We start from the raw sequence: 22463 nt of genomic DNA on the forward strand, positions 1-22463 counted from the left end.
CTGTCAGTTGCGTAATTAATTGTACGCTTATGCATCACGCGGTAATCCCTTTTCAATGGCGCGAACCAGTCGTTTTTGCTGTGGGCGTTGCACTTCTACCGCGTATGCGGCGCGTTTGTCCTGCTGCTGACTTACCGCCCAGTGGATATGTTCATCCAGCATCGGGTTTTCGCCCAGTCGCGACGCCAGTATCGTGGTAATTTCCTTATCATAAGGCGCATTACCCAGCGCTACGGCGACATTGCGCAACCAGCGCAGATGACCAATACGGCGAATGGCAGAACCTTCCGTAATGCGTAAAAAGGTGGCTTCGTCCCAGGCAAACAGCTCAGTCAGCGGCGGAGCATGCAACACTGCGCGTGGACTAAAGTCATCTTCATCAGTCAGCTGGCCGTAGCGATTCCATGGACAAATCAGCTGACAATCATCACAGCCATAAATCCGGTTGCCAATCAGTGGGCGAAACTCTTGCGGAATGGCGCCTTCCAGCTCAATAGTAAGGTAAGAGATACAGCGCCGCGCATCGACCACCCCGGGTTCGACAATCGCGCCGGTCGGGCAGGTGGTGATACAGGCAACACAACGACCACAGTTCTCCTGCTGTGGCTGATCCACCGGCAGGGGAATGTCGACTAACAGCTCGCCAAGAAAAAACCAGGAACCTGCTTCACGATTAAGTATCAAAGAGTGTTTGCCGGTCCAGCCTAAACCTGCTTTGGCCGCCAGTGGGCGCTCAAGTAGCGGCGCCGAGTCGACAAACGGGCGATACTGGGTGTCGCCGCAGCGTTCGCGTATCATATCGCCAAGCTTTTTCAGGCGATTGCGTAATACTTTGTGATAATCACGGCCCAGCGCATAACGACTCACATAGCCCAGACGCGGGTTTTTCAGCGTGCTGGCGAAAGCCGCTTTGGCTGGCAGATAGTTCATCCGCACGCTGATAACACGCAGCGTGCCGGGCAACAGTTCATGCGGACGGGCACGCATCATGCCATGGCGCGCCATCCAGTCCATTTCGCCATGGTACTGTTTGTCCAGCCATGCCTGCAGGCGGGGCTCTTCCGGCGTTAAATCGGTATCACAAATACCGACCTGCTGAAAACCGAGCGACAGTCCCCACTGTTTTATATCCTGAGCAAGCTGATGGAGATCGAGAGGGTGCGACATGACTGACCATAACCAAAAAGAAAATCAATCCAGTTTACCACACTCTGTCTGGCCTGCGCAGGCGCTGGGCCAACTGGAGATATCGGCTGCCGATGGCCTCGGCATTACGCTGTTTGAGCTGATGCAACGCGCCGGTGGCGCGGCATTTGAGCATATTCACCGGCGCTGGCCTGCGGCAAGGCACTGGCTGATCCTATGCGGTCACGGCAATAACGGCGGCGATGGCTATATTGTGGCGCGGCTGGCGCAGGCGGCGGGCCTGACGGTGACGCTGCTGGCCTGCGAAGGCAACAAAGCGCTGCCGGAAGAGGCGCAGGCGGCGCGTGATGCCTGGCTGGCGGCGGGAGGACTGATTCATGCCGCCGACGCCCTGTGGCCGGCGCAGGTGGAGGTGATTGTCGATGCGCTGCTGGGCACCGGTTTAAATCGGCCAGCGCAGGCGCCTTACGATGGATTAATCGTCAAAGCTAACCGGCATCATGCGCCGGTTTTTGCCGTCGATATCCCTTCAGGTCTGCAGGCCGCTACGGGTTCTGCCTGCGGGGAAGTGATGCAGGCGGCGGAGACCTTAACCTTTATCGCGCTTAAGCCGGGTTTGCTGACCGGTAAAGCGCGGGATTATGTCGGCAAACTGCACTATCACGCGCTGGGGCTGGCGCCATGGCTGGCGACACAGCTGGCGCCGATGGCGCGTTACGATGCGCAGTCATTATCCCGCTGGCTAAAACCACGGCGCGCCACTTCACATAAAGGCGATAATGGTCGTTTATTGATTATTGGCGGCGACCACGGCACGGCCGGCGCGATTCGCATGGCTGGAGAGGCGGCGCTGCGCGCCGGCGCTGGTTTGGTGCGAGTACTTACTCACCAAACGAATATTGCCCCGCTGCTGACCGCCAGGCCGGAACTGATGGTGCAGGATCTCAACGGCCAAACCCTGGATGACGGGCTGGAATGGGCCGATGTGATTGTTATCGGTCCAGGTCTTGGCCAGGGGGAATGGGGTAAGAAGGCGCTGAAAAAGGTGGAAAATAGCCAGAAACCGATGCTTTGGGACGCAGATGCGCTTAACCTGCTGGCAATCAGCCCGGATAAGCGTCAGAATCGGGTGATTACGCCGCATCCGGGCGAAGCCGCACGGTTGCTAAACGTCAAAACAGCTGAAATTGAGAGTGACCGCTTACATGCGGCGCAGCGCCTGGTAAAACGCTATGGCGGCGTGGTAGTGCTGAAAGGCGCCGGCACCATAATCGCCAGCGAGCAGGGCGATATCGCCTTTGCCGATGTCGGCAATGCCGGTATGGCCAGCGGCGGCATGGGCGATGTGCTTTCCGGTATTATCGGCGCACTGTCAGGACAAAAACTCTCATTGTATGATGCTGCCTGCGCCGGTTGTGTGGTGCATGGCGCCGCCGCTGACGCCAGAGCCGCGCGTTATGGCATGCGCGGGATGTTAGCAACCGATCTGCTTTCCGAGCTGTACCTGTTTGTTAATCCTGAGATCTCGAATACTAAAGCATGAATACCAGTGTTATCGCATTGCCCGATGAGGCAGCAACCCTCGAACTGGGGGCCCGACTGGCCCGCGTCTGCGACAGCGCGGCGGTCATCCATCTTTATGGCGATTTAGGTGCCGGGAAAACCACCTTTTGTCGCGGTTTTTTACAGGCATTGGGCCATCAGGGCAATGTTAAAAGCCCGACTTATACGCTGGTTGAACCCTATACGCTGCCAGTGCGTACGGTTTATCATTTTGACCTCTACCGCCTGGCCGATCCGGAAGAACTGGAGTTCATGGGCATTCGTGACTATTTTGCTGAAGACACTATCTGTCTGGTTGAATGGCCGCAACAGGGGGAAGGCGTGTTGCCGCCGCCAGATTTAGCTTTGCATCTGCACTATCAGGCGCAGGCGCGGCGGGCTGAAATCACAGCCGTCTCTCCTGCCGGAGCCGCTATGCTGCAGCGGTTTACCGCGAACAAGGATCGCTCATGATGTTTCGCGTTAAATTAGCGTTGATACTGGCATGTTGTCTGGTTTCATGGTCGTCCTTTGCCGCCAATCTGTCGGATATTCAGGTTTCGAATGGCGACAGTAAGGCGACGGTGACTCTGAGCTTTAACGGACAACCGGTTTATGGCTTCTTTCCGCTGAGCAGGCCCGACCGGGTGGTGCTGGATATTCGTCAGAGCGGGGTGATTAAAGGGTTGCCGCTGAACTTTAGCGGCAACAATATCGTCAGCCGTATTCGCTCCAGTACCGCCAAAGATAGCCAGAGCATCCGGCTGGTGCTGGAACTGACTCAGCCGGCGCATACCCGCGCGGTTACCCAGCGCGACGGCAGTAATTACAAGGTGGTGTTTACCATCAGTGGTACGCAAGCCGCCAAACGCAGCAGTCCGCCCCCGGCGGAAATCAGCAGCGTATCCCGTGCCAATCCGGTGACCTCCAGCGTGCCGAATGAACCGGCAGGGAATCCGTTTGATGGCAATAAAGTGACGGCGGTGAGCAGCAGCACCCGCGTGGCGCCAGGCCGCAGTATTAGCGCTGATGACACGGTGGTGGTGGCGATCGATGCCGGACATGGTGGTCAGGATCCGGGGGCGATTGGGCCTAACGGTCTGCAAGAGAAGAATGTCACTATCGCCATCGCCCGTAAGCTGAAAGGTTTACTGAATGACGACCCGATTTTTAAAGGGGTGCTGACCCGCGATGGCGACTACTTTATTTCGGTGATGGGCCGCTCAGACGTGGCGCGTAAACAGAATGCCAATGTGCTGGTCTCGATTCACGCCGACGCCGCGCCGAATCGCAGCGCTACCGGGGCGTCAGTCTGGGTACTGTCGAACCGGCGCGCCAACAGTGAGATGGCAGGCTGGCTGGAACAGCATGAGAAGCAGTCAGAGCTACTGGGCGGCGCCGGCGATCTGCTGGCCAACAGTCAGGCCGATCCGTATCTGAGCCAGGCGGTGCTGGATTTGCAGTTCGGTCACTCGCAGCGCGTCGGCTATGACGTGGCGGTGAAAGTGATTGCTCAGTTACAACGCGTCGGTTCGCTGCATAAACGTCGGCCGGAGCATGCCAGCCTTGGCGTATTGCGTTCGCCAGATATCCCGTCTCTGCTGGTGGAAACCGGCTTTATCAGTAACCCTTCGGAGGAGCGACTGCTTGGCAGTAGCGCGTATCAGGAGAAGATTGCCGAGTCGATTTATAAGGGACTACGCAACTACTTTCTGTCACACCCGCTACAGTCCTCCCCAAAGGAGGAAAACCGGCCGTTGCAATCCGCAGCGGCAGTTAACGTCGAAGCCAACGTCGCTGCGGAACCCACGCTGTATAGCGGCGCAACAAAGCGCCATGTGGTACAACGCGGCGAAACCTTATCAGAAATTGCTGAGCACTATGGCGTCAGTATGGCGACCATGCGTTCACTGAATAAACTGAAAAAGGATGTGGTCTGGGTCGGGCAGCGGCTGAAAGTCCCGGCTGGCGCCAGCAACAGTTCGACGGCGGACAACAGTAAGCCAAAGAAACATAAAGTGGTGCGCGGCGACTCGCTGACCACCATTGCCGCCCGTTATGGCGTGAGCTCGAAAGCCATTATGCAGGCGAATAATATGAAAAGTTCCAATGTGATGCTGGGACAGACGCTGACCATTCCCGCATCATAAACCGCAGGGGAGGCAGTAATGCCTCCCGTCTTGCCCGGCGCGCCATTTTCCCAAAGGATAAACTATGCCCATTCAGGTGTTACCTCCTCAACTGGCTAACCAAATCGCGGCGGGCGAGGTCGTTGAGCGTCCGGCGTCGGTGGTTAAAGAGTTAGTGGAAAACAGCCTGGATGCCGGGGCCACGCGCATCGATATTGATATCGAAAAGGGTGGCGCCAAACTGATTCGCATCCGCGATAATGGCTGCGGTATTAATAAAGATGAGCTGGCGATGGCGCTGGCGCGTCATGCCACCAGTAAAATCACCACCCTCGACGATCTGGAAGCGATTGTCAGCCTTGGCTTTCGCGGCGAAGCGCTGGCCAGTATCAGTTCGGTTTCACGCCTGACTTTAACCTCACGTACCGCAGCACAAAGCGAAGCCTGGCAGGCGTATGCCGAAGGGCGCGAGATGGCGGTAACGGTGAAGCCGGCGGCGCATCCGGTGGGCACCACGCTGGAAGTGTTGGATCTGTTTTACAACACCCCGGCGCGGCGCAAGTTTATGCGCACCGAGAAAACCGAGTTTGCCCATATTGATGAAGTGGTGCGGCGTATCGCGCTGGCGCGTTTTGATGTTGCCATTGCGCTGACCCATAACGGCAAACTGGTACGTCAGTATCGTGGCGTCACCGACACCAGCCAGCAGGAACGGCGGCTGGGCGCCATCTGCGGCAGCGCCTTTATGACGCACGCGCTGGCAATTGAGTGGCAGCATGGCGATCTGAATCTGCGTGGCTGGGTCGCCGATCCGGCGGGCTCACGTCAGGTGACGGAACTGCAGTATTGCTACGTCAATGGCCGCATGATGCGCGACCGGTTAATTAACCACGCTATTCGTCAGGCCTATCAGGATAAGTTGGGCGACGACCATCAGCCGGCTTATGTCCTCTATTTGCAGATTGACCCGCACCAGGTGGATGTTAACGTCCATCCGGCCAAGCATGAGGTGCGCTTTCATCAGTCGCGGCTGGTACATGATTTTATCTATCAGGGCGTGCTGAGTGTACTGCAGGAGAGCGGCGCGGAGCGCCTGACGCTGGCGGGCGCCGCGGAAACGCCGCCAGAACGCTGGCAGGCGGAAAACCGTCCGGCGGCCGGGACGAATCACTTTGCCACGCCGTCTCCCGTCCCGGCCACGCCGTCCCCCGCTGCCGCCGCGCCGAAAAACGCGGGTGGTGGCGCGGGCCACAGTCACTGGCAACGTCAGGAACCGGGGTATCAGCCGCGCGAAGGGGCGGTATATCAGCAACTGCTGAAAACCCCGCAACCAGCGCGCGCGCGCGAAGCGGCGGCGCCCACGGCGACGGCGCAGGACCAACCGCTGGATGCCCACAGCCAGAGCTTTGGCCGGGTGCTGACGGTGGTGCGCGAGCAGTATGCGCTGATTGAGCGCGGCAGCGGACTGGCTCTGCTGGCGCTGCCGATCGCCGAGCGCTGGCTGAAGCAGGCGCAGCTCGATCCCGGCAGCGACGGGCTAAAACCTCAGCCGTTATTAATTCCGCTGCGGTTAAAAATGGCGAAGCCGGAACGCGAGGCGAGCGGCCGTTTTGCCGAATTATTAACCATGATGGGCATTGATTTGCAGGTTGAGGCGCAGCATGTGACGTTACGCGCCGTGCCTTTACCATTACGCCAACAAAATTTACAAAACTTGATTCCAGAACTGTTAGGCTATCTCGCCAGGCAGCAGGATGTTGCGCCAGCCTCGGTTGCACAATGGCTGGTACGCCACGCAATGGCAGAACATCCGCACTGGAATCACTCGCAGGCGATTGCGTTGCTGGCAGAGGTCGAACGACTCTGTCCGGCGTTGATTAAATCGCCACCTTCCGGATTAGTGCAACCGATCGATATTGATACGGCGCTGAACGCCCTGAAGCATGAGTGACAGAACCATGGTAAGCCGGCCTAAGGCAATTTTTTTGATGGGGCCGACGGCCTCCGGTAAGACGGCGTTAGCCATTGAGTTACGCAAACATCTGCCGGTTGAGCTGATAAGCGTTGATTCTGCGTTAATCTACCGCGGGATGGATATTGGCACCGCCAAGCCGTCCGCAGAGGAGTTAGCGCAGGCGCCTCATCGATTGCTGGATATGCTGGATCCTTCGCAAGCCTGGTCGGCAGCGGAGTTTCGGCGAGCAGCATTAGCAGAAATGGCGGAGATTAGTCGTGAAGGCCGAATTCCGTTGCTTGTTGGTGGTACTATGCTCTATTACAAGGCGTTGTTGGATGGGTTGTCGCCGTTGCCCTCGGCCGACCCGGAAGTGCGTCAGCGTATTGAGCAGATGGCGAGTGAAAAAGGTTGGGAAGCCTTACACCGTCAATTATGTGAAATAGATCCCGTTGCTGGTAGTCGTATTCATCCGAATGATCCCCAGAGACTCTCGCGAGCACTGGAAGTTTTTTTTATTTCGGGTAAAACTTTAACGGAGCTGACAAAAACATCGGGCGAAGCTTTGCCTTACGAGGTCAGTCAGTTCGCCATCGCCCCCGCGAGTCGCGAATTGTTACACCAACGTATTGAACAGCGTTTTAAGCAGATGTTAGCGTCAGGTTTTGAAGCGGAGGCTCGGGCACTGTTTGCACGAGAAGATTTGCATACGGACTTGCCTTCCATTCGTTGTGTTGGATATCGCCAGATGTGGTCGTACCTGGCTGGTGAAATCGATTACGACGATATGGTTTATCGGGGAATTTGCGCGACCCGGCAGTTAGCCAAGCGTCAGTTAACCTGGTTACGTGGCTGGCAGAATGTTCACTGGCTTGATAGCGAACAGCCTGATTTAGCCCGTGATGCGGTATTACAGGTTCTTAGTGCGAAGCATGGGTGATTGTGTACAATTGGTGCGTTATCGTGCGCGAATTTTTTACGTAGTATTTCAGAGCCTCAGGGTTCTTAAGTAACAAACAACAAGCATATAAGGAAAAGACAGAATGGCTAAGGGGCAATCATTGCAAGACCCGTTCTTGAACGCACTGCGTCGTGAACGTGTTCCGGTTTCGATTTATTTGGTGAATGGTATCAAACTGCAGGGTCAGATTGAGTCTTTCGATCAGTTTGTTATTTTATTGAAAAACACGGTCAGCCAGATGGTTTATAAGCACGCGATATCTACCGTTGTTCCGTCCCGTCCTGTTTCCCACCATAGCAACAATGCCGGTGGCGGAAGCAGCAGCAGCTATCATCACGGCGGTACTTCGACTGCACCTTCGCAGCCACAACAAGACGGTGAGAACGCTGAGTAAGCGCGTTTGCCGTTCAGCCTGGACGGGGAGTTCTATATTGACTGAGGTCCCCGTCCCGGTCCTATTTATAATGAGAGGTCCTACGCTTGTTTGACCGTTACGATGCCGGTGAGCAGGCCGTCCTGGTTCACATCTATTTCTCGCAAGACAAAGATATGGAAGACCTGATGGAGTTTGAAACTCTGGTCTCTTCCGCTGGCGTCGAAGCGCTGCATGTGATTACAGGCAGTCGCAAGGCTCCACATCCCAAATATTTTGTCGGTGAAGGAAAGGCAGTCGAAATTGCCGATGCGGTAAAATCCAGTGGCGCATCGGTGGTGTTATTTGATCACGCCTTAACCCCGGCTCAGGAGCGAAATCTTGAGCGTCTGTGCGAGTGTCGCGTGATCGATCGCACCGGCTTAATCCTTGATATTTTTGCCCAGCGCGCCCGCACCCATGAGGGTAAATTGCAGGTCGAGCTGGCACAGCTGCGCCACCTTGCCACGCGTCTGGTACGCGGCTGGACGCACCTTGAACGGCAGAAAGGCGGTATCGGTCTGCGCGGTCCGGGGGAAACTCAGCTGGAAACTGACCGTCGCTTACTGCGTAACCGCATTAGCCTGATTCTTTCTCGTCTTGAGCGCGTGGAAAAACAGCGCGATCAGGGCAGACAAGCACGCGCCAAGGCCGATGTGCCGACGGTGTCGCTGGTGGGCTATACCAACGCCGGTAAATCCACACTGTTTAACTGTATTACGGCGGCCGATGTGTATGCGGCCGACCAGTTATTTGCCACGCTCGATCCAACCCTGCGTCGTCTCGACGTCGCGGACGTCGGTGAAGTCGTGCTGGCGGATACCGTGGGCTTTATTCGCCACCTGCCGCATGATCTGGTCGCGGCATTTAAAGCCACTCTGCAGGAGACGCGTCAGGCGGCGCTGCTGCTGCACATCATTGACGCTGCCGATCTGCGCGTTGATGAAAACATTGAAGCGGTTGATATTGTCCTCGAAGAGATCGAAGCTGACGAAATCCCGACGTTACTGGTGATGAACAAAATCGATATGCTGGAGGATTTTGAACCACGTATCGATCGCAACGATGAAAATCTGCCGATTCGGGTCTGGTTATCGGCGCAGACGGGGGTTGGCGTACCGTTGCTTTTCCAGGCTCTTACCGAGCGCCTGGCCGGTGAGATCGCGCAGTATGATTTACGCCTGCCGCCGGAAGCGGGACGGTTACGTAGCCGCTTTTATCAGTTGCAGGCGATAGAAAAAGAGTGGAATGAAGATGACGGCAGCGTAGGTTTACATGTACGCATGCCGATTATTGACTGGCGACGGTTATGTAAACAGGAACCGGCGCTGGTGGATTACATTGTTTAACTGATTTTGCCTGAGACGCGTATCCCGGCCTGGGATACCACCGCACACACAATTAATGGAGTATAAACATGGCGTGGAATCAGCCCGGGAATAACGGACAGGACCGCGACCCGTGGGGAAGCAGCAATAATCAAGGCGGCAACTCTGGGGGAAACAAGGGAGGGCGCGATAAGGGACCTCCTGATCTTGATGATATCTTCCGTAAACTGAGCAAGAAGCTTGGTGGATTGGGCGGTGGTAAAAGCAGCAACGACAACAGTGGCGGTCAGCGAACGCCAGGGCGCGGCGGGCGCCGCCTGGTGACTATCGTTGCCGTGGCTGCCGTAGTCGTTTGGGCGGCCAGCGGTTTCTATACCATTAAAGAAGCCGAGCGTGGCGTGGTTACCCGCTTCGGTAAATTCGACCATCAGGTCGAGCCTGGTCTGAACTGGAAACCCACCTTTATCGATCAGGTACGTGCGGTTAACGTCGAAGCGGTACGTGAGCTGGCGGCATCAGGTGTGATGCTGACTTCTGACGAAAACGTGGTACGCGTTGAGATGAACGTGCAGTATCGCGTGACCAATCCGGAACGTTATCTGTTTGCGGTGACGAATGCCGATGACAGCCTGAGCCAGGCAACGGACAGCGCCCTGCGTGGCGTGATCGGGCGTTCGACCATGGATCGTATCCTGACGGAAGGGCGCACCGTGGTTCGTAGCGAAACTCAGCGCGAACTGGAAGAGACGATTCGCCCGTACGATATGGGGATTACCCTGCTCGACGTTAACTTCCAGGCGGCGCGTCCACCGGAAGAGGTGAAAGCGGCATTTGATGACGCCATCGCCGCACGTGAAAACCGTGAACAGTATGTGCGTGAAGCTGAAGCCTACTCTAACGAAGTTCAGCCACGTGCTAACGGTCAGGCGCAGCGTATTCTGGAAGAAGCGCGTGCTTATAAAGCACGTACCGTTCTGGAAGCGCAGGGTGAAGTGGCGCGTTTTGCCAAACTGTTGCCGGAGTATAAAGCGGCGCCGGAGATTACCCGTGAACGTCTGTATATCGAAACCATGGAACGTGTTCTGAGCCATACCCGCAAGGTGCTGGTTAACGATAAGGGCGGCAATCTGATGGTGCTACCGCTGGATCAATTGATGCGCGGTGGTCAGTCTGGCTCTTCAGCCAATAATACTCAGGACAGCAGCACAAACAGCCTGTTGCGCCTGCCGCCAGCGTCCGGCAGCAGTAATGACCGCGCCAGCAGCAGTTCGTCGTTCAGTCCAGACAACATCATGGATCAGCGCCGGGCGAATGCTCAGCGCAACGATACCCAGCGCGAAGGGAGAGAGTAAGCGATGCGTAAGCCATTAATCGTAGTATTGATTGTTGTGCTGGTGGTGCTTTACGCGTCACTGTTTGTTGTGCAGGAAGGCCAGCGCGGCATTGTGCTGCGTTTTGGTAAGGTTCTGCGCGACGATGAGAATAAACCCCAGGTATTTGCGCCGGGTCTGCACTTTAAGATCCCATTCCTGGAGTCGGTGAAGACGCTGGATGCCCGTACCCAGACCATGGATAACCAGGCTGACCGCTTTATCACCAAAGAGAAGAAAGACCTGATCGTTGATTCCTATATCAAATGGCGTATCAGTGATTTCAGCCGCTACTACCTGGCAACCGGTGGTGGTGACGTTTCTCAGGCGGAAGTGCTGTTAAAACGTAAGTTCAGCGACCGTTTGCGTTCTGAAATGGGCCGTCTGGATTTAAAAGACATCGTTACCGATTCGCGTGGCCGTTTGACCACCGACGTGCGTGATGCGCTGAATACCGGTAGTGCCGGTTCTGATGATGAGATTGCCACTCCGGCGGCGGATGATGCGATTGCTTCGGTCGCCAAGCGCGTGGAAAGCGAAACCAACAGCAAAGAGCCGGCGATTAACCCGAACAGTATGGCGGCGTTAGGTATTCAGGTGGTTGATGTACGTATCAAACAGGTTAACCTGCCGGCGGAAGTCTCGGATGCGATCTACAACCGTATGCGCGCTGAGCGTGAAGCGGTAGCGCGTAGTCAGCGTTCACAAGGTCAGGAAGAAGCAGAAAAACTGCGCGCCACCTCGGATTACGAAGTGACCCGTACGCTGGCAGAAGCGCAGCGTCAGGCGCTGATTACCCGTGGTGAAGGCGATGCCGAAGCAGCCAAACTGTTTGCGGATGCCTTTAGTCAGGATCCTGGTTTCTATTCGTTTATTCGTAGTCTGCGTGCCTACGATAACAGCTTCAATAGCAATCAGGATGTGATGGTCCTCAGCCCGGATAGTGATTTCTTCCGTTATATGAAATCACCTGCTAACGTGACGCGTTAATTAGCCGCGACGCCATTAGTGGCTCACCAGGGGCGGCATTTATGCCGCCTTTTTTTATGGAAATAATAAAAAATGAACGCAACCATATGGATGGCGCTGGCATTAGTGCTGGTACTGGAAGGGCTGGGTCCGATGCTGTTACCCCGGGTATGGCGCGCGATGATTCAGTCAATGACGCAACTGCCGGATCACTTATTACGCCGCTTTGGCGGTGGCCTGGTGGTGGCCGGTGTGGTGATTTATTATATGATCAGTGCCCATATCCAGGGGTGAATTGCACACCACGCTACTAAATGCACCCTGCGCAAAAAAACTGCGCAATCGTATGCTAAAAGTGCTGAAAGACGAAAATTACGATGGTAGAATCCATTTTTAAGCAATCGGTGATTTTGAGAAATGGGTAAGAACGTCGTCGTACTGGGCACCCAATGGGGTGACGAAGGTAAAGGTAAGATTGTTGACCTTCTGACTGAACGTGCAAAATACGTTGTACGTTATCAAGGTGGTCATAACGCTGGCCATACGCTAGTCATCAACGGTGAAAAAACCGTCCTCCATCTGATTCCATCAGGCATCCTGCGTGAAAACGTCACCAGCATCATCGGCAACGGTGTTGTGCTGTCTCCTGCTGCGCTGATGAAAGAGATGAAAGGCCTGGAAGATCGTGGTATCCCGGTACGTGAACGTCTGCTGCTCTCTGAAGCTTGTCCGCTGATTCTGCAATATCATGTGGCGCTTGATGTGGCGCGTGAAAAAGCGCGCGGCGCCAAAGCTATCGGCACCACCGGTCGCGGCATTGGCCCGGCTTACGAAGATAAAGTAGCGCGTCGCGGTCTGCGCGTCGGCGACCTGTTTAACAAAGAAACCTTCGCCGCCAAACTGAAAGAAGTGATGGAATATCACAACTTCCAGCTGGTGCACTACTACAAAGAAGAAGCGGTTGATTACGATACCGTGCTGAATGATGTGATGGCGATTGCCGACATCCTGACCGGCATGGTGGTTGACGTTTCTGAACTGCTGGATGGCGCGCGTAAGCGTGGCGATCTGGTGATGTTCGAAGGCGCGCAGGGCACCCTGCTGGATATCGACCACGGTACCTATCCGTATGTGACTTCATCTAACACCACCGCGGGTGGCGTGGCGACCGGTTCTGGTCTCGGCCCGCGTTATGTTGATTATGTGCTGGGCATCGTGAAAGCCTACTCTACTCGTGTCGGTGCCGGTCCGTTCCCTACCGAACTGTTTGATGACATCGGTGAGTTCCTGTGTGCGAAAGGCAACGAATTTGGCGCCACCACCGGTCGTCGTCGTCGTACCGGCTGGCTGGATGCGGTTGCTGTTCGCCGTGCCGTACAGATTAACTCGCTGTCAGGTTTCTGCATGACCAAACTGGACGTGCTGGATGGCCTGAAAGAAGTGAAAATCTGTATCGCCTACCGCATGCCTGATGGTCGCGAAGTGACGACCACGCCGCTGGCAGCCGATGGCTGGGAAGGCATTGAGCCAATTTATGAAACCATGCCAGGCTGGAGCGAAAGCACCTTTGGCGTGAAGACCTTAGACGGTCTGCCACAGGCAGCGCGCGATTACATCAAACGCGTCGAAGAAGTCACCGGGGTGCCGATTGATATTATTTCTACCGGCCCGGACCGTAGCGAAACCATGATTCTGCGCGACCCGTTTGACGCATAACCTTCGTGCTGGCCGGACACTGTCCGGCCTTTATCTGTCAGACTTCTTGCTTCCTGCCGATCCCGGTTCCCGCCTTTTTTCTTTTCGTTATCGATACCCCCTGAAGTATGTCAGGTATAGTTGTTTAAAAAATTGCCCTGAAGTCGACGGGCTGGTTTATCATCATCTAAAGAAAATGCATCGGAGCGGACGATGCCACGTCGGTGATTCACTGAGGTACATGTGCAGCTAACCAGTTTTACAGATTACGGCTTACGCGCGTTGATCTTTCTCGCGTCCTTGCCTGCTGAACAAATGACCAGCATTACTGAAGTGAGCGAGACGTACGACGTATCACGTAACCACATGGTCAAAATCATCAATCAACTAAGCCGTTCAGGTTATGTTGCCGCAGTGCGCGGTAAAAACGGCGGTATCCGATTGGGCCGACCGGCCGGAGAGATCATTATTGGTGAGGTGGTACGCGAGATGGAACCGCTGCAGTTGGTTAACTGCACCAGCGAATTTTGCCATATCACCTCAGCCTGCCGGCTGAAGAAGGCACTGTATGATGCGATACAGTGTTTCCTGCAGGAACTGGACAAATATACCCTCGCCGACCTCGTGGAAGATAATCATCCGCTCTACAAATTACTGCTGACTGACCAACCGTCAATCAGCAGTCGATGACAACGGAGGAACCGATATGTCACAAGATCCTTTTCAGGAACGAGAAGCTGAAAAATACGAAAACCCCATTCCCAGTCGTGAATTTATTCTTTCGCACTTAGATAAACGCGAAAAACCGGCCAGCCGTGAAGAGCTGGCGGATGAACTGGGTATGGCTGGAGAAGAACAACTTGAAGCCCTGCGCCGCCGTTTGCGCGCCATGGAACGCGACGGACAGCTGGTGTTTACCCGCCGTCAGTGCTACGCGCTGCCGGAACGTCTCGACTTACTGCGCGGCAAAGTTATTGGTCATCGCGATGGCTTCGGCTTCCTGCGCATTGAAGGGCAGAAAGACGATCTCTATCTCTCCGCCGAACAGATGAAGATGTGCATGCACGGCGATGTGATCCTCGCGCAGGCGATGGGCGCGGATCGTAAAGGTCGTCGTGAAGCGCGTGTGGTACGGGTGCTTGAGCCACGCAACAGCCAGATTGTTGGCCGCTACTTTACCGATGCCGGCGCCGGATTTGTGGTGCCGGACGACAGCCGTCTGAGCTTTGATATTTTGATCCCGCCAGAGGCGATTCTCGGCTCGCGGATGGGGTCGGTGGTGGTGGTCGAGCTGATGCAGCGGCCAACGCGCCGGACCAAAGCCATTGGTAAGATTGTTGAAGTGCTGGGCGACAATATGGGCACCGGCCTCGCTGTGGATATGGCGTTGCGTACTCATGAGATCCCGCATGTCTGGCCGCTGGCGGTGGACGCCGAAGTGGCGATACTGAGCGAAGAAGTGCCGGAAGAAGCGAAAAAAGGGCGTGTGGATCTGCGCGACCTGCCGCTGGTCACCATTGACGGTGAAGATGCGCGCGACTTCGATGACGCGGTCTATTGTGAGAAAAAACGTGGCGGCGGCTGGCGTTTATGGGTGGCGATTGCTGATGTCAGCTATTATGTCCGTCCTGGTACGGCGCTGGACACCGAAGCGGTTAACCGTGGTACTTCGGTCTACTTCCCGTCGCAAGTGGTGCCGATGCTGCCGGAAGTGCTGTCAAACGGCCTGTGCTCGCTTAATCCGCAGGTTGACCGCCTGTGTATGGTGTGTGAAATGACCATTTCCGCCCAGGGCAAGCTCACCAGCTATAAGCACTATGAAGCGGTAATGCGCTCACATGCCCGTCTGACCTACACCAAGGTCTGGCATATCCTCGATGGCGAACAGTCGCTGCGCGAGCAGTACCATACGCAGGTGCCATATCTCGAAGAGCTGTACAGCATGTATAAAGTGCTGGAACAGTCACGTACCCTGCGCGGCGGTATCTCGTTTGAAACGGAAGAGGCGAAATTTATTTTTAACGCCGAACGCCGTATTGAACGCGTTGAGCATACGGTGCGTAACGATGCGCATAAAATTATCGAAGAGTGCATGATCCTGGCTAACATCGCCTCGGCGCGTTTTGTTGAGAAGCATAACGAACCGGCTCTGTTCCGCGATCACGATCGTCCAAGCGACGACAGCATTACCGGTTTCCGCAGCGTGCTGAATGAGCTGGGACTGACGCTGCCGGGCGGCGCGAAGCCACAGCCGATTGACTACGCGGAACTACTGACGCAGATTGCCGACCGTCCCGATAGTGAAATGCTGCAAACCATGCTGCTGCGCTCGATGAAGCAGGCGGTATACGATCCGGAAAACCGTGGCCACTTCGGCCTGGCGCTGGCGTCTTACGCCCACTTTACCTCGCCGATCCGCCGCTATCCCGATCTACTGCTGCACCGGGCGATTAAGTATCTGCTGGCGCAGGAGCAGGGCACTCTGACCGGCAATACCACGCCAAACGGTGGTTATCACTATGAACTTAACCAGATGCTGCAACTGGGCCAGCACTGCTCGATGGCAGAGCGTCGTGCCGATGAAGCCACGCGTGATGTCGCTGACTGGCTGAAATGTGACTTTATGCAGGATCAGGTTGGCCAGACCTTTACCGGCGTGATCGCCAGCGTGACCGGTTTCGGCTTCTTTGTGCGGCTGATCGATCTGTTTATCGACGGTCTGGTGCATGTCTCGACCCTTGATAATGACTACTATCGCTTTGATGCGGTAGGACAACGCCTGATTGGCGAGTCCGGCGGCCAGACTTATCGTCTGGGCGATACCGTTGAAGTGCGGGTGGAAGCGGTGCATATGGATGAGCGGAAAATTGATTTCGCGCTGATCTCCAGCCAGCGTAAAGTGCGCGGCGCCGGTAAAACCGAACGCGATCGCAGCAAAAATAGCGCGCCAAAGAACGGCGGCAACCGTCGTCGTGAAATGCGTAAAGGGGCCAATTTCGAACCGGATGCTGCTTTCCGCGGCGCTAAAGATGGCGCGGCCAAACCCGCTGCGGCGAAAGCGAAAAGCGACGATGACAAGGTGAAAAAAGAGAAAAAAGCCAAAGCGCCGTCGGATAAAACCCGTAAAATCGCCGCCGCCACCAAAGCGAAGCGGGCGAAAAAGAAAACCCCGGTTAGTGAATAACCTCTGAAACCCCCGGGCGGCATTGATGCCGCCCGCAATGCAGAATTTTAATTATCAGGTTTAATACATGAGTGAAATTGTTTTTGGGATTCACGCCGTGCAGGCGCTGCTTGACACCGATCCGCAGCGTTTTCTGGAAGTCTTTATTCTGAAAGGACGTGATGACCGTCGCCTGCAACCTTTGATTAAAGCGCTGGAAGCGCAGGGTATTGTCATTCAGGTGGCAAACCGCCAGTGGCTGGACAGTAAAGTCGAAGGGGCAGTGCACCAGGGGATTGTGGCGAATGTGAAGCCAGGTCGCCAGTACCAGGAGAACGATCTGCCGGATCTGATCGCCGGGCTGGATCAGCCATTGTTACTGATCCTCGATGGCGTCACCGATCCCCATAACCTCGGCGCCTGCCTGCGTAGCGCCGATGCCGCGGGTGTGCATGCGGTTATCGTGCCGAAAGATCGTTCTGCTCAGCTGAATGCCACGGCGAAAAAAGTGGCCAGCGGCGCGGCGGAAAATGTTCCGCTCATCCGCGTGACCAACCTGGCGCGCACCATGCGTTTGCTGCAGGAGTCCAACGTCTGGATTGTCGGCACCGCAGGTGAAGCGGACCACACCGTATTCCAGAGCAAGATGACCGGCCCGATGGCGCTGGTGATGGGCGCGGAAGGTGAAGGCATGCGTCGCCTGACGCGTGAACATTGCGACGAGCTGATCAGCATTCCGATGGCGGGTAGTGTCTCTTCACTCAATGTCTCGGTTGCCACCGGTATCTGCTTGTTTGAAGCGGTACGTCAACGCAGCGTTAAGTAATCTCTCCGGGGCGTGACCAATGCCCCGAAATTCTCTGCCGTTTCAGGCATATTTTCTTACCGGCTACATACTTACACCATCAGGGTGGCATTGATGCCGTCCGCTGGAGAAAATATGTCCTGGAGCACCCATACGGTTTTTAATCAGCCACGCCCGCTGAATAACAGCAACCTGTTTCTCTCCGATACGCCGCTGCGTGAAGCGCTGATCCGCGAAGGAGCGGAGTGGGATGTGGAATTACAGGCATCGGTGGGGCAACAGCTGGGCAGCGCGGAATCCCTCGAACTGGGACGTCTGGCAAACGCCAGCCCGCCCGAGCTGTTGCGCTACGATCCCTGTGGCGAACGCATTGACGAACTGCGCTTTCATCCTGCCTGGCATCTGCTGATGCAGGGATTGTGCGCCAATCGGGTGCATAACCTCGGCTGGCAGCCCGATGCCCGGCCAGGCTCACTGGTGGCGCGCGCGGCGCGTTTTATTCAGCATGCACAGGTGGAGGCCGGCACCCTGTGTCCGGTCACCATGACTTTTGGCGCCATCCCGTTATTACAGCAGAGCCTGCCGGCGCTATTTCACCACTGGCTGCCGGGGCTGTTGTCAGACCGTTACGATCCCCATCAGCAACCCGGTGAGCAGAAGCGCGGACTGCTGATTGGTATGGGGATGACCGAAAAACAGGGGGGCACCGACGTACTGAGTAATACCACCCGTGCCGAGCCGATCGCCGCACGCGGCAATGGCGAAGCGTACCGGCTGACCGGCCATAAATGGTTTTTCTCGGTGCCGCAAAGCGATGCCCATCTGGTCCTGGCGCAAAGTAAAGGCGGCCTCGGCTGTTTCTTTATGCCGCGTCTGTTGCCGGACGGCAGCCGTAATGCCATTCGCATTGAGCGCTTAAAAGATAAAATGGGTAACCGCTCGAACGCCAGTAGTGAAGTGGAGTTCAGCGATGCCAGCGGCTGGCTGCTGGGCGAAGAGGGGGATGGCGTCCGCCAGATCCTGAAAATGGGCGGTTATACCCGTTTTGACTGCGCGCTGGGCAGCCATGGCCTGATGCGGCGCGCGCTGTCGGTCGCGCTATACCATGCCCATCAGCGTCAGGTGATGGGTAAAAATCTGGTCGATCAACCGCTGATGCGCCAGCTGCTGAGTGCGCAGGCGCTACAGCTGGAGGGGCAGACGGCTCTGTTAATGCGGCTGGCTCGCGCCTGGTCAACGCCGCAGCATGAGGCCGAACGCGCGTTTTGTCGCCTGTTCACCCCGGCGGCAAAATATGTCATCTGTAAAAGCGGTATTCCGTTTGTGGCCGAAGCGATGGAGACGCTCGGCGGGATTGGCTACTGCGAAGAGAGCGAACTGCCACGTCTGTACCGCGAGATGCCGGTGAACAGTATCTGGGAAGGCTCAGGTAACGTTATGTGCCTTGATGTGTTGCGGGTACTGGCGAAGCAGCCGGGGGTAATGGAGATGCTTTGCCAGCAGTTTGACACGGTAAGGGGAGTGAATCGCCACGTTGATCGCCACTGGCGGCAGCTGAAATTACGCCTCGGGAAAGTGCATGAGGCGCAGGCGCGCGATATCACCACGCGGCTGTTTCATCTGGCGACAGCGGTTCAGGTGCTGAGGTTTCTCGAACCGCCGCTGGCGGATGCCTGGTGTCGTCAGATGTTCGATGCGCGCGGGGTCACTCCGCTCAGCGAGGATGTCACGACACGCTTACTGTTGCGCGCGACCGGCGGCTGAGCCAGTAAACAGCACGGCGGTGGCGTACCACATGCCGGGCACCACGGTTTCGCTGACCATAATTATCTGATAGTAGGGCACGCCGGCGGCATTGGCTTTCGCCGCAATGGCACGCTGCACATCATCCGGCGAACCACGCTCTGTGGCGCTGATGGTGCCCACTTTGGTCAGACCGATAGATTGTGCCCGGCTGATCTCCTGCGCCTGTGAGGTTGCCGCAGGAGGCGCCTGTGGGGTGGTTTGCCATACACTGCAGCCAGTCAGCAACAGCGTCAGAAGAAAAGTGATTGTTATGCGCATCAGGCAAGCTCCGAACGGGAATAACAACAGTTTACGCCATCCCGCTGCTGCGGTTATCCTTTTAGTGCAAATACGCGGAACGGAGGCGGAATGATTGAGATTGTGACGGAGAGCGTTGCGGGCATTGAATGTCTGCATGCGGTGCCGGCAGGTCAGTGGCGGCAGCCGTTACCCACCATTGTGTTTTATCATGGTTTCACCTCATCAAAAGAGGTGTACTCATGGTTTGCCGTTGCGCTGGCGCAGGCTGGTTTTCGCGTGCTATTGCCCGATGCCGCACAGCATGGTTCGCGTTATAACGGCGATGCGCAACAGCGGCTAGGCCATTTCTGGGAAATCCTGCGCAGCAGTATTGATGAGTTGCCGCCGCTGGAAGCCGCGCTGCGTGAACGCGGGCTGGTGGCTGACGGGCGCTTTGCCGTCGCCGGCGCCTCAATGGGCGGAATGACGGCGCTGGGGGCGATGGCGCGCTACCCGCAAATTAACAGCGTGGCCTGTCTGATGGGGTCGGGGTATTTTATGTCACTCAGTCAGACGCTGTTTCCACCGCTGGTGGCCGATACCCCGGAGCAACAGCAGCGCTTAGCGCAGCGGCTGGCGCCGCTGGCCGCCTATGATGTCAGCCATCAGCTGGCGTCGCTGGCTAATCGTCCGTTGCTGTTGTGGCATGGCGAGGCGGATGATGTGGTGCCGGCGGCAGAAACCGTGCGGCTGGCACGCGCACTGCGTGAGGCCTCTCTTGACAGTCATCTGACCTTTTTAACCGAAGCCGGTGTCGGACACCGGATTACGCCGCTGGCGTTAAGTGCGGGCGTGGCGTTTTTTAACCAGCATCTGTAAATCCGCGGCCATAAAAAGGCCGGACAGTTCCGGCCGTTACGCCGCCAAAATCACAACTGCTGCGATAACTGCCGGGCGGCGGAGACATCAGCGCTGGCCGGACTACCGGTCGGCGTGGCGATACGGTTAATATAGATATAAGTTGATGCCGCTTTGCTACTGTTACTTCTAATCTGCTGCGCACAGTCAGTGTTGCTGGCAAGGGCGGTGGTAGACAGGAAGAGACCGAGTAAAGTGGCGATTGCGATGTTTTTCATAATCGACTCCACAGTACAGTACTGACTTATTGCGCCTGACCGCTGGTCAGGGCCGTTTAATTTCACTGTTTATAGTTTAGGCCCTGTAGCGAATTTAAAAAGTGATCATCTCTGATGATGGTCATCATAAATTTTGAACCTTCCTGCCCTAACCTGATGAAATAACTGATTAAGCACAAATCGCTTAGCGCTTTCACATCCCCGGTAATATTTAATTCACGTTCTTCCTTGAGTTTCCTGGGGTGCGCCAGTATGATTACGCGTCAATTTTTCAGCCGTACTTAAACAACGTTCCTTGCTTCCATGGGCCACGGCTGACCCTGACAGGAGGCTGAATAATCCGTAAGGAGCAAATTTCGATGCGTCATTACGAAATCGTTTTTATGGTTCACCCTGACCAAAGCGAACAGGTTCCGGGCATGATCGAGCGTTACACTGGTGCTATCACTGGTGCAGAAGGCACGATCCACCGTCTGGAAGACTGGGGCCGTCGTCAGCTGGCTTACCCGATCAACAAACTGCACAAAGCACACTACGTTCTGCTGAACGTTGAAGCTCCGCAGGAAGTGATCGATGAGCTGGAAACTAACTTCCGCTTCAACGACGCCGTTATCCGCAGCATGGTTATGCGCGTTAAGCACGCGGTTACCGAAGCATCTCCGATGGTTAAAGCGAAAGACGAGCGCCGTGAGCGTCGTGAAGATTTTGCTAACGAAACCTCTGATGATGCAGATGCTGGGGATTCTGAAGAGTAATCAACCGTGACGGTCAATCGGCTGCGCCTGTCTGGCACTGTGTGCAAGACACCGGTTCGAAAAACCAGCCCGTCAGGTATTCCACACTGCCAGTTTGTGCTTGAGCACCGCTCGCAGCAGGAAGAAGCTGGATTTATCCGGCAAGCCTGGTGTCGTATGCCGATCATTTTAAGTGGCAAGACACATCAGGTCATTACTCAAAGTATAACGGTCGGCACGCAACTCATCGTCGAAGGTTTCATTAGTTGCCATCAAGGGCGCAATGGCCTGAGTAAGATTGTGTTACATGCCGAGCAGATTGAATTGATAGATTCTGGAGACTAGCCAAATGGCACGTTATTTCCGTCGTCGCAAGTTCTGCCGTTTCACCGCGGAAGGCGTTCAAGAGATCGATTATAAAGATATCGCAACGCTGAAAAACTATATCACTGAAAGCGGTAAGATTGTACCGAGCCGTATCACCGGTACTCGCGCCAAATACCAGCGTCAGCTGGCTCGTGCTATCAAGCGCGCGCGCTACCTTTCTTTGCTGCCATATACTGATCGTCATCAGTAATTGGCCACTGTCCATTAACGACTTTGAGAGGATAAGGTAATGCAAGTTATTCTGCTTGATAAAGTAGCAAACCTGGGCAGCCTGGGTGATCAGGTTAACGTTAAAGCGGGCTACGCTCGTAACTTCCTGGTGCCACAGGGTAAAGCTGTTCCTGCTACCAAGAAAAACGTTGAATATTTTGAAGCACGTCGTGCAGAACTGGAAGCCAAACTGGCTGACGTTCTGTCTGCAGCTAATGCACGCGCTGAGAAAATCAATGCGCTGGGCAATGTTACCATCGCGTCTAAAGCAGGCGACGAAGGTAAACTGTTCGGTTCCATCGGTACCCGTGATATCGCTGATGCTGTAACTGCAGCTGGCGTTGATCTGGCGAAGAGCGAAGTTCGTCTGCCGAACGGCGTTCTGCGTACTATCGGTGAGCACGAAGTGGACTTCCAGGTTCACAGCGAAGTATTCGCGAAACTGACCGTGATTATCGTTGCTGAAGCTTAATTGATTCAGTGATGCGAGAACGCCG

23 protein-coding genes are annotated in these 22463 nt (G+C 55.7%); 20 read left to right on the forward strand and 3 right to left on the reverse strand.

Annotation, left to right across the window (positions count from 1 at the left end; genetic code table 11):
• Positions 1-27: 27 nt before the first annotated feature.
• Positions 28-1167, reverse strand: coding sequence for a tRNA epoxyqueuosine(34) reductase QueG (queG, locus tag JWF83_RS17865; RefSeq protein ID WP_413651749.1), 1140 nt, complete (start codon positions 1165-1167; stop codon positions 28-30).
• Between queG and nnr the strand changes: the two genes are divergently transcribed.
• The 15 genes from nnr (at position 1166) to JWF83_RS17940 (ending at position 19238) form a co-directional block, all read left to right on the forward strand.
• Positions 1166-2689 (forward strand): bifunctional ADP-dependent NAD(P)H-hydrate dehydratase/NAD(P)H-hydrate epimerase, encoded by a 1524-nt coding sequence (gene nnr / locus JWF83_RS17870; protein WP_413651750.1) that lies wholly within the window; start codon positions 1166-1168, stop codon positions 2687-2689. The two genes, queG and nnr, sit on opposite strands and share 2 nt — an antisense overlap.
• Positions 2686-3162, forward strand: coding sequence for a tRNA (adenosine(37)-N6)-threonylcarbamoyltransferase complex ATPase subunit type 1 TsaE (gene tsaE / locus JWF83_RS17875; protein WP_413651751.1), 477 nt, complete (start codon positions 2686-2688; stop codon positions 3160-3162). The genes nnr and tsaE overlap by 4 nt, the downstream gene beginning before the upstream one ends.
• On the forward strand, positions 3159-4838 hold the full coding sequence (amiB, locus tag JWF83_RS17880; protein ID WP_413651752.1) for an N-acetylmuramoyl-L-alanine amidase AmiB: 1680 nt from the start codon (positions 3159-3161) through the stop codon (positions 4836-4838). The genes tsaE and amiB overlap by 4 nt, the downstream gene beginning before the upstream one ends.
• Before the next feature lie 64 nt (positions 4839-4902).
• The gene (gene mutL, locus JWF83_RS17885; protein ID WP_413651753.1) at positions 4903-6768 is read left to right on the forward strand and encodes a DNA mismatch repair endonuclease MutL; all 1866 of its coding nucleotides are present in this window, start codon (positions 4903-4905) and stop codon (positions 6766-6768) included.
• On the forward strand, positions 6761-7711 hold the full coding sequence (gene miaA, locus JWF83_RS17890; protein WP_413651754.1) for a tRNA (adenosine(37)-N6)-dimethylallyltransferase MiaA: 951 nt from the start codon (positions 6761-6763) through the stop codon (positions 7709-7711). The genes mutL and miaA overlap by 8 nt, the downstream gene beginning before the upstream one ends.
• Before the next feature lie 103 nt (positions 7712-7814).
• Positions 7815-8126, forward strand: a complete 312-nt coding sequence (hfq, locus tag JWF83_RS17895; protein WP_413651755.1) for an RNA chaperone Hfq — start codon at positions 7815-7817, stop codon at positions 8124-8126.
• Between the two features lie 86 nt (positions 8127-8212).
• Entirely contained in the window at positions 8213-9493 is a 1281-nt protein-coding gene (gene hflX, locus JWF83_RS17900) for a ribosome rescue GTPase HflX (RefSeq protein ID WP_413651756.1), read from the forward strand.
• Positions 9494-9561: 68 nt separating this feature from the next.
• Positions 9562-10824 (forward strand): FtsH protease activity modulator HflK, encoded by a 1263-nt coding sequence (gene hflK / locus JWF83_RS17905; protein WP_413651757.1) that lies wholly within the window; start codon positions 9562-9564, stop codon positions 10822-10824.
• Positions 10825-10827: 3 nt separating this feature from the next.
• Complete coding sequence (gene hflC / locus JWF83_RS17910; protein ID WP_413651758.1) at positions 10828-11832, forward strand: protease modulator HflC; 1005 nt, start codon at positions 10828-10830, stop codon at positions 11830-11832.
• A gap of 72 nt (positions 11833-11904) precedes the next feature.
• Positions 11905-12105, forward strand: coding sequence for a DUF2065 domain-containing protein (locus JWF83_RS17915; RefSeq protein WP_413651759.1), 201 nt, complete (start codon positions 11905-11907; stop codon positions 12103-12105).
• A 123-nt stretch (positions 12106-12228) separates the two neighbouring features.
• On the forward strand, positions 12229-13527 hold the full coding sequence (locus JWF83_RS17920) for an adenylosuccinate synthase (RefSeq protein WP_413651760.1): 1299 nt from the start codon (positions 12229-12231) through the stop codon (positions 13525-13527).
• Between the two features lie 222 nt (positions 13528-13749).
• On the forward strand, positions 13750-14196 hold the full coding sequence (nsrR, locus tag JWF83_RS17925) for a nitric oxide-sensing transcriptional repressor NsrR (protein WP_413651761.1): 447 nt from the start codon (positions 13750-13752) through the stop codon (positions 14194-14196).
• 16 nt (positions 14197-14212) lie between these two features.
• Entirely contained in the window at positions 14213-16690 is a 2478-nt protein-coding gene (rnr, locus tag JWF83_RS17930) for a ribonuclease R (RefSeq protein ID WP_413651762.1), read from the forward strand.
• A gap of 67 nt (positions 16691-16757) precedes the next feature.
• Positions 16758-17495, forward strand: a complete 738-nt coding sequence (rlmB, locus tag JWF83_RS17935; RefSeq protein ID WP_413651763.1) for a 23S rRNA (guanosine(2251)-2'-O)-methyltransferase RlmB — start codon at positions 16758-16760, stop codon at positions 17493-17495.
• Between the two features lie 114 nt (positions 17496-17609).
• Positions 17610-19238, forward strand: coding sequence for an isovaleryl-CoA dehydrogenase (locus JWF83_RS17940; RefSeq protein WP_413651764.1), 1629 nt, complete (start codon positions 17610-17612; stop codon positions 19236-19238).
• Here JWF83_RS17940 and bsmA read toward each other — a convergent pair.
• Positions 19212-19538 carry a biofilm peroxide resistance protein BsmA gene (bsmA, locus tag JWF83_RS17945; RefSeq protein WP_413651765.1) on the reverse strand — a complete coding sequence of 109 codons (327 nt, stop codon included), beginning with the start codon at positions 19536-19538 and terminating at the stop codon, positions 19212-19214. The genes JWF83_RS17940 and bsmA overlap by 27 nt on opposite strands.
• A 90-nt stretch (positions 19539-19628) precedes the next feature.
• Between bsmA and yjfP the strand changes: the two genes are divergently transcribed.
• Complete coding sequence (gene yjfP / locus JWF83_RS17950; protein WP_413651766.1) at positions 19629-20378, forward strand: esterase; 750 nt, start codon at positions 19629-19631, stop codon at positions 20376-20378.
• Between the two features lie 50 nt (positions 20379-20428).
• On the opposite strand, the gene JWF83_RS17955 is transcribed toward yjfP, so the two are convergent.
• Positions 20429-20635, reverse strand: coding sequence for a hypothetical protein (locus JWF83_RS17955; RefSeq protein ID WP_413651767.1), 207 nt, complete (start codon positions 20633-20635; stop codon positions 20429-20431).
• Between the two features lie 359 nt (positions 20636-20994).
• Here JWF83_RS17955 and rpsF point away from each other — a divergent pair, with 359 nt between their 5' ends.
• From rpsF to rplI, 4 genes are read left to right on the forward strand one after another with little or no spacing between them, the layout of a single operon-like run.
• Positions 20995-21390, forward strand: coding sequence for a 30S ribosomal protein S6 (gene rpsF / locus JWF83_RS17960; protein WP_413651768.1), 396 nt, complete (start codon positions 20995-20997; stop codon positions 21388-21390).
• A 6-nt stretch (positions 21391-21396) separates the two neighbouring features.
• Positions 21397-21714 (forward strand): primosomal replication protein N, encoded by a 318-nt coding sequence (gene priB, locus JWF83_RS17965; RefSeq protein ID WP_413651769.1) that lies wholly within the window; start codon positions 21397-21399, stop codon positions 21712-21714.
• Between the two features lie 4 nt (positions 21715-21718).
• Positions 21719-21946, forward strand: coding sequence for a 30S ribosomal protein S18 (rpsR, locus tag JWF83_RS17970; protein ID WP_000135199.1), 228 nt, complete (start codon positions 21719-21721; stop codon positions 21944-21946).
• A gap of 39 nt (positions 21947-21985) precedes the next feature.
• Positions 21986-22438: a 50S ribosomal protein L9 gene (gene rplI / locus JWF83_RS17975; RefSeq protein ID WP_413651770.1), complete on the forward strand. Its 453-nt coding sequence runs from the start codon at positions 21986-21988 to the stop codon at positions 22436-22438.
• Positions 22439-22463: the final 25 nt, after the last annotated feature.

The organism is Pantoea sp. B65 (assembly GCF_047308185.1).
Classification (GTDB): Bacteria; Pseudomonadota; Gammaproteobacteria; order Enterobacterales; family Enterobacteriaceae; genus Erwinia.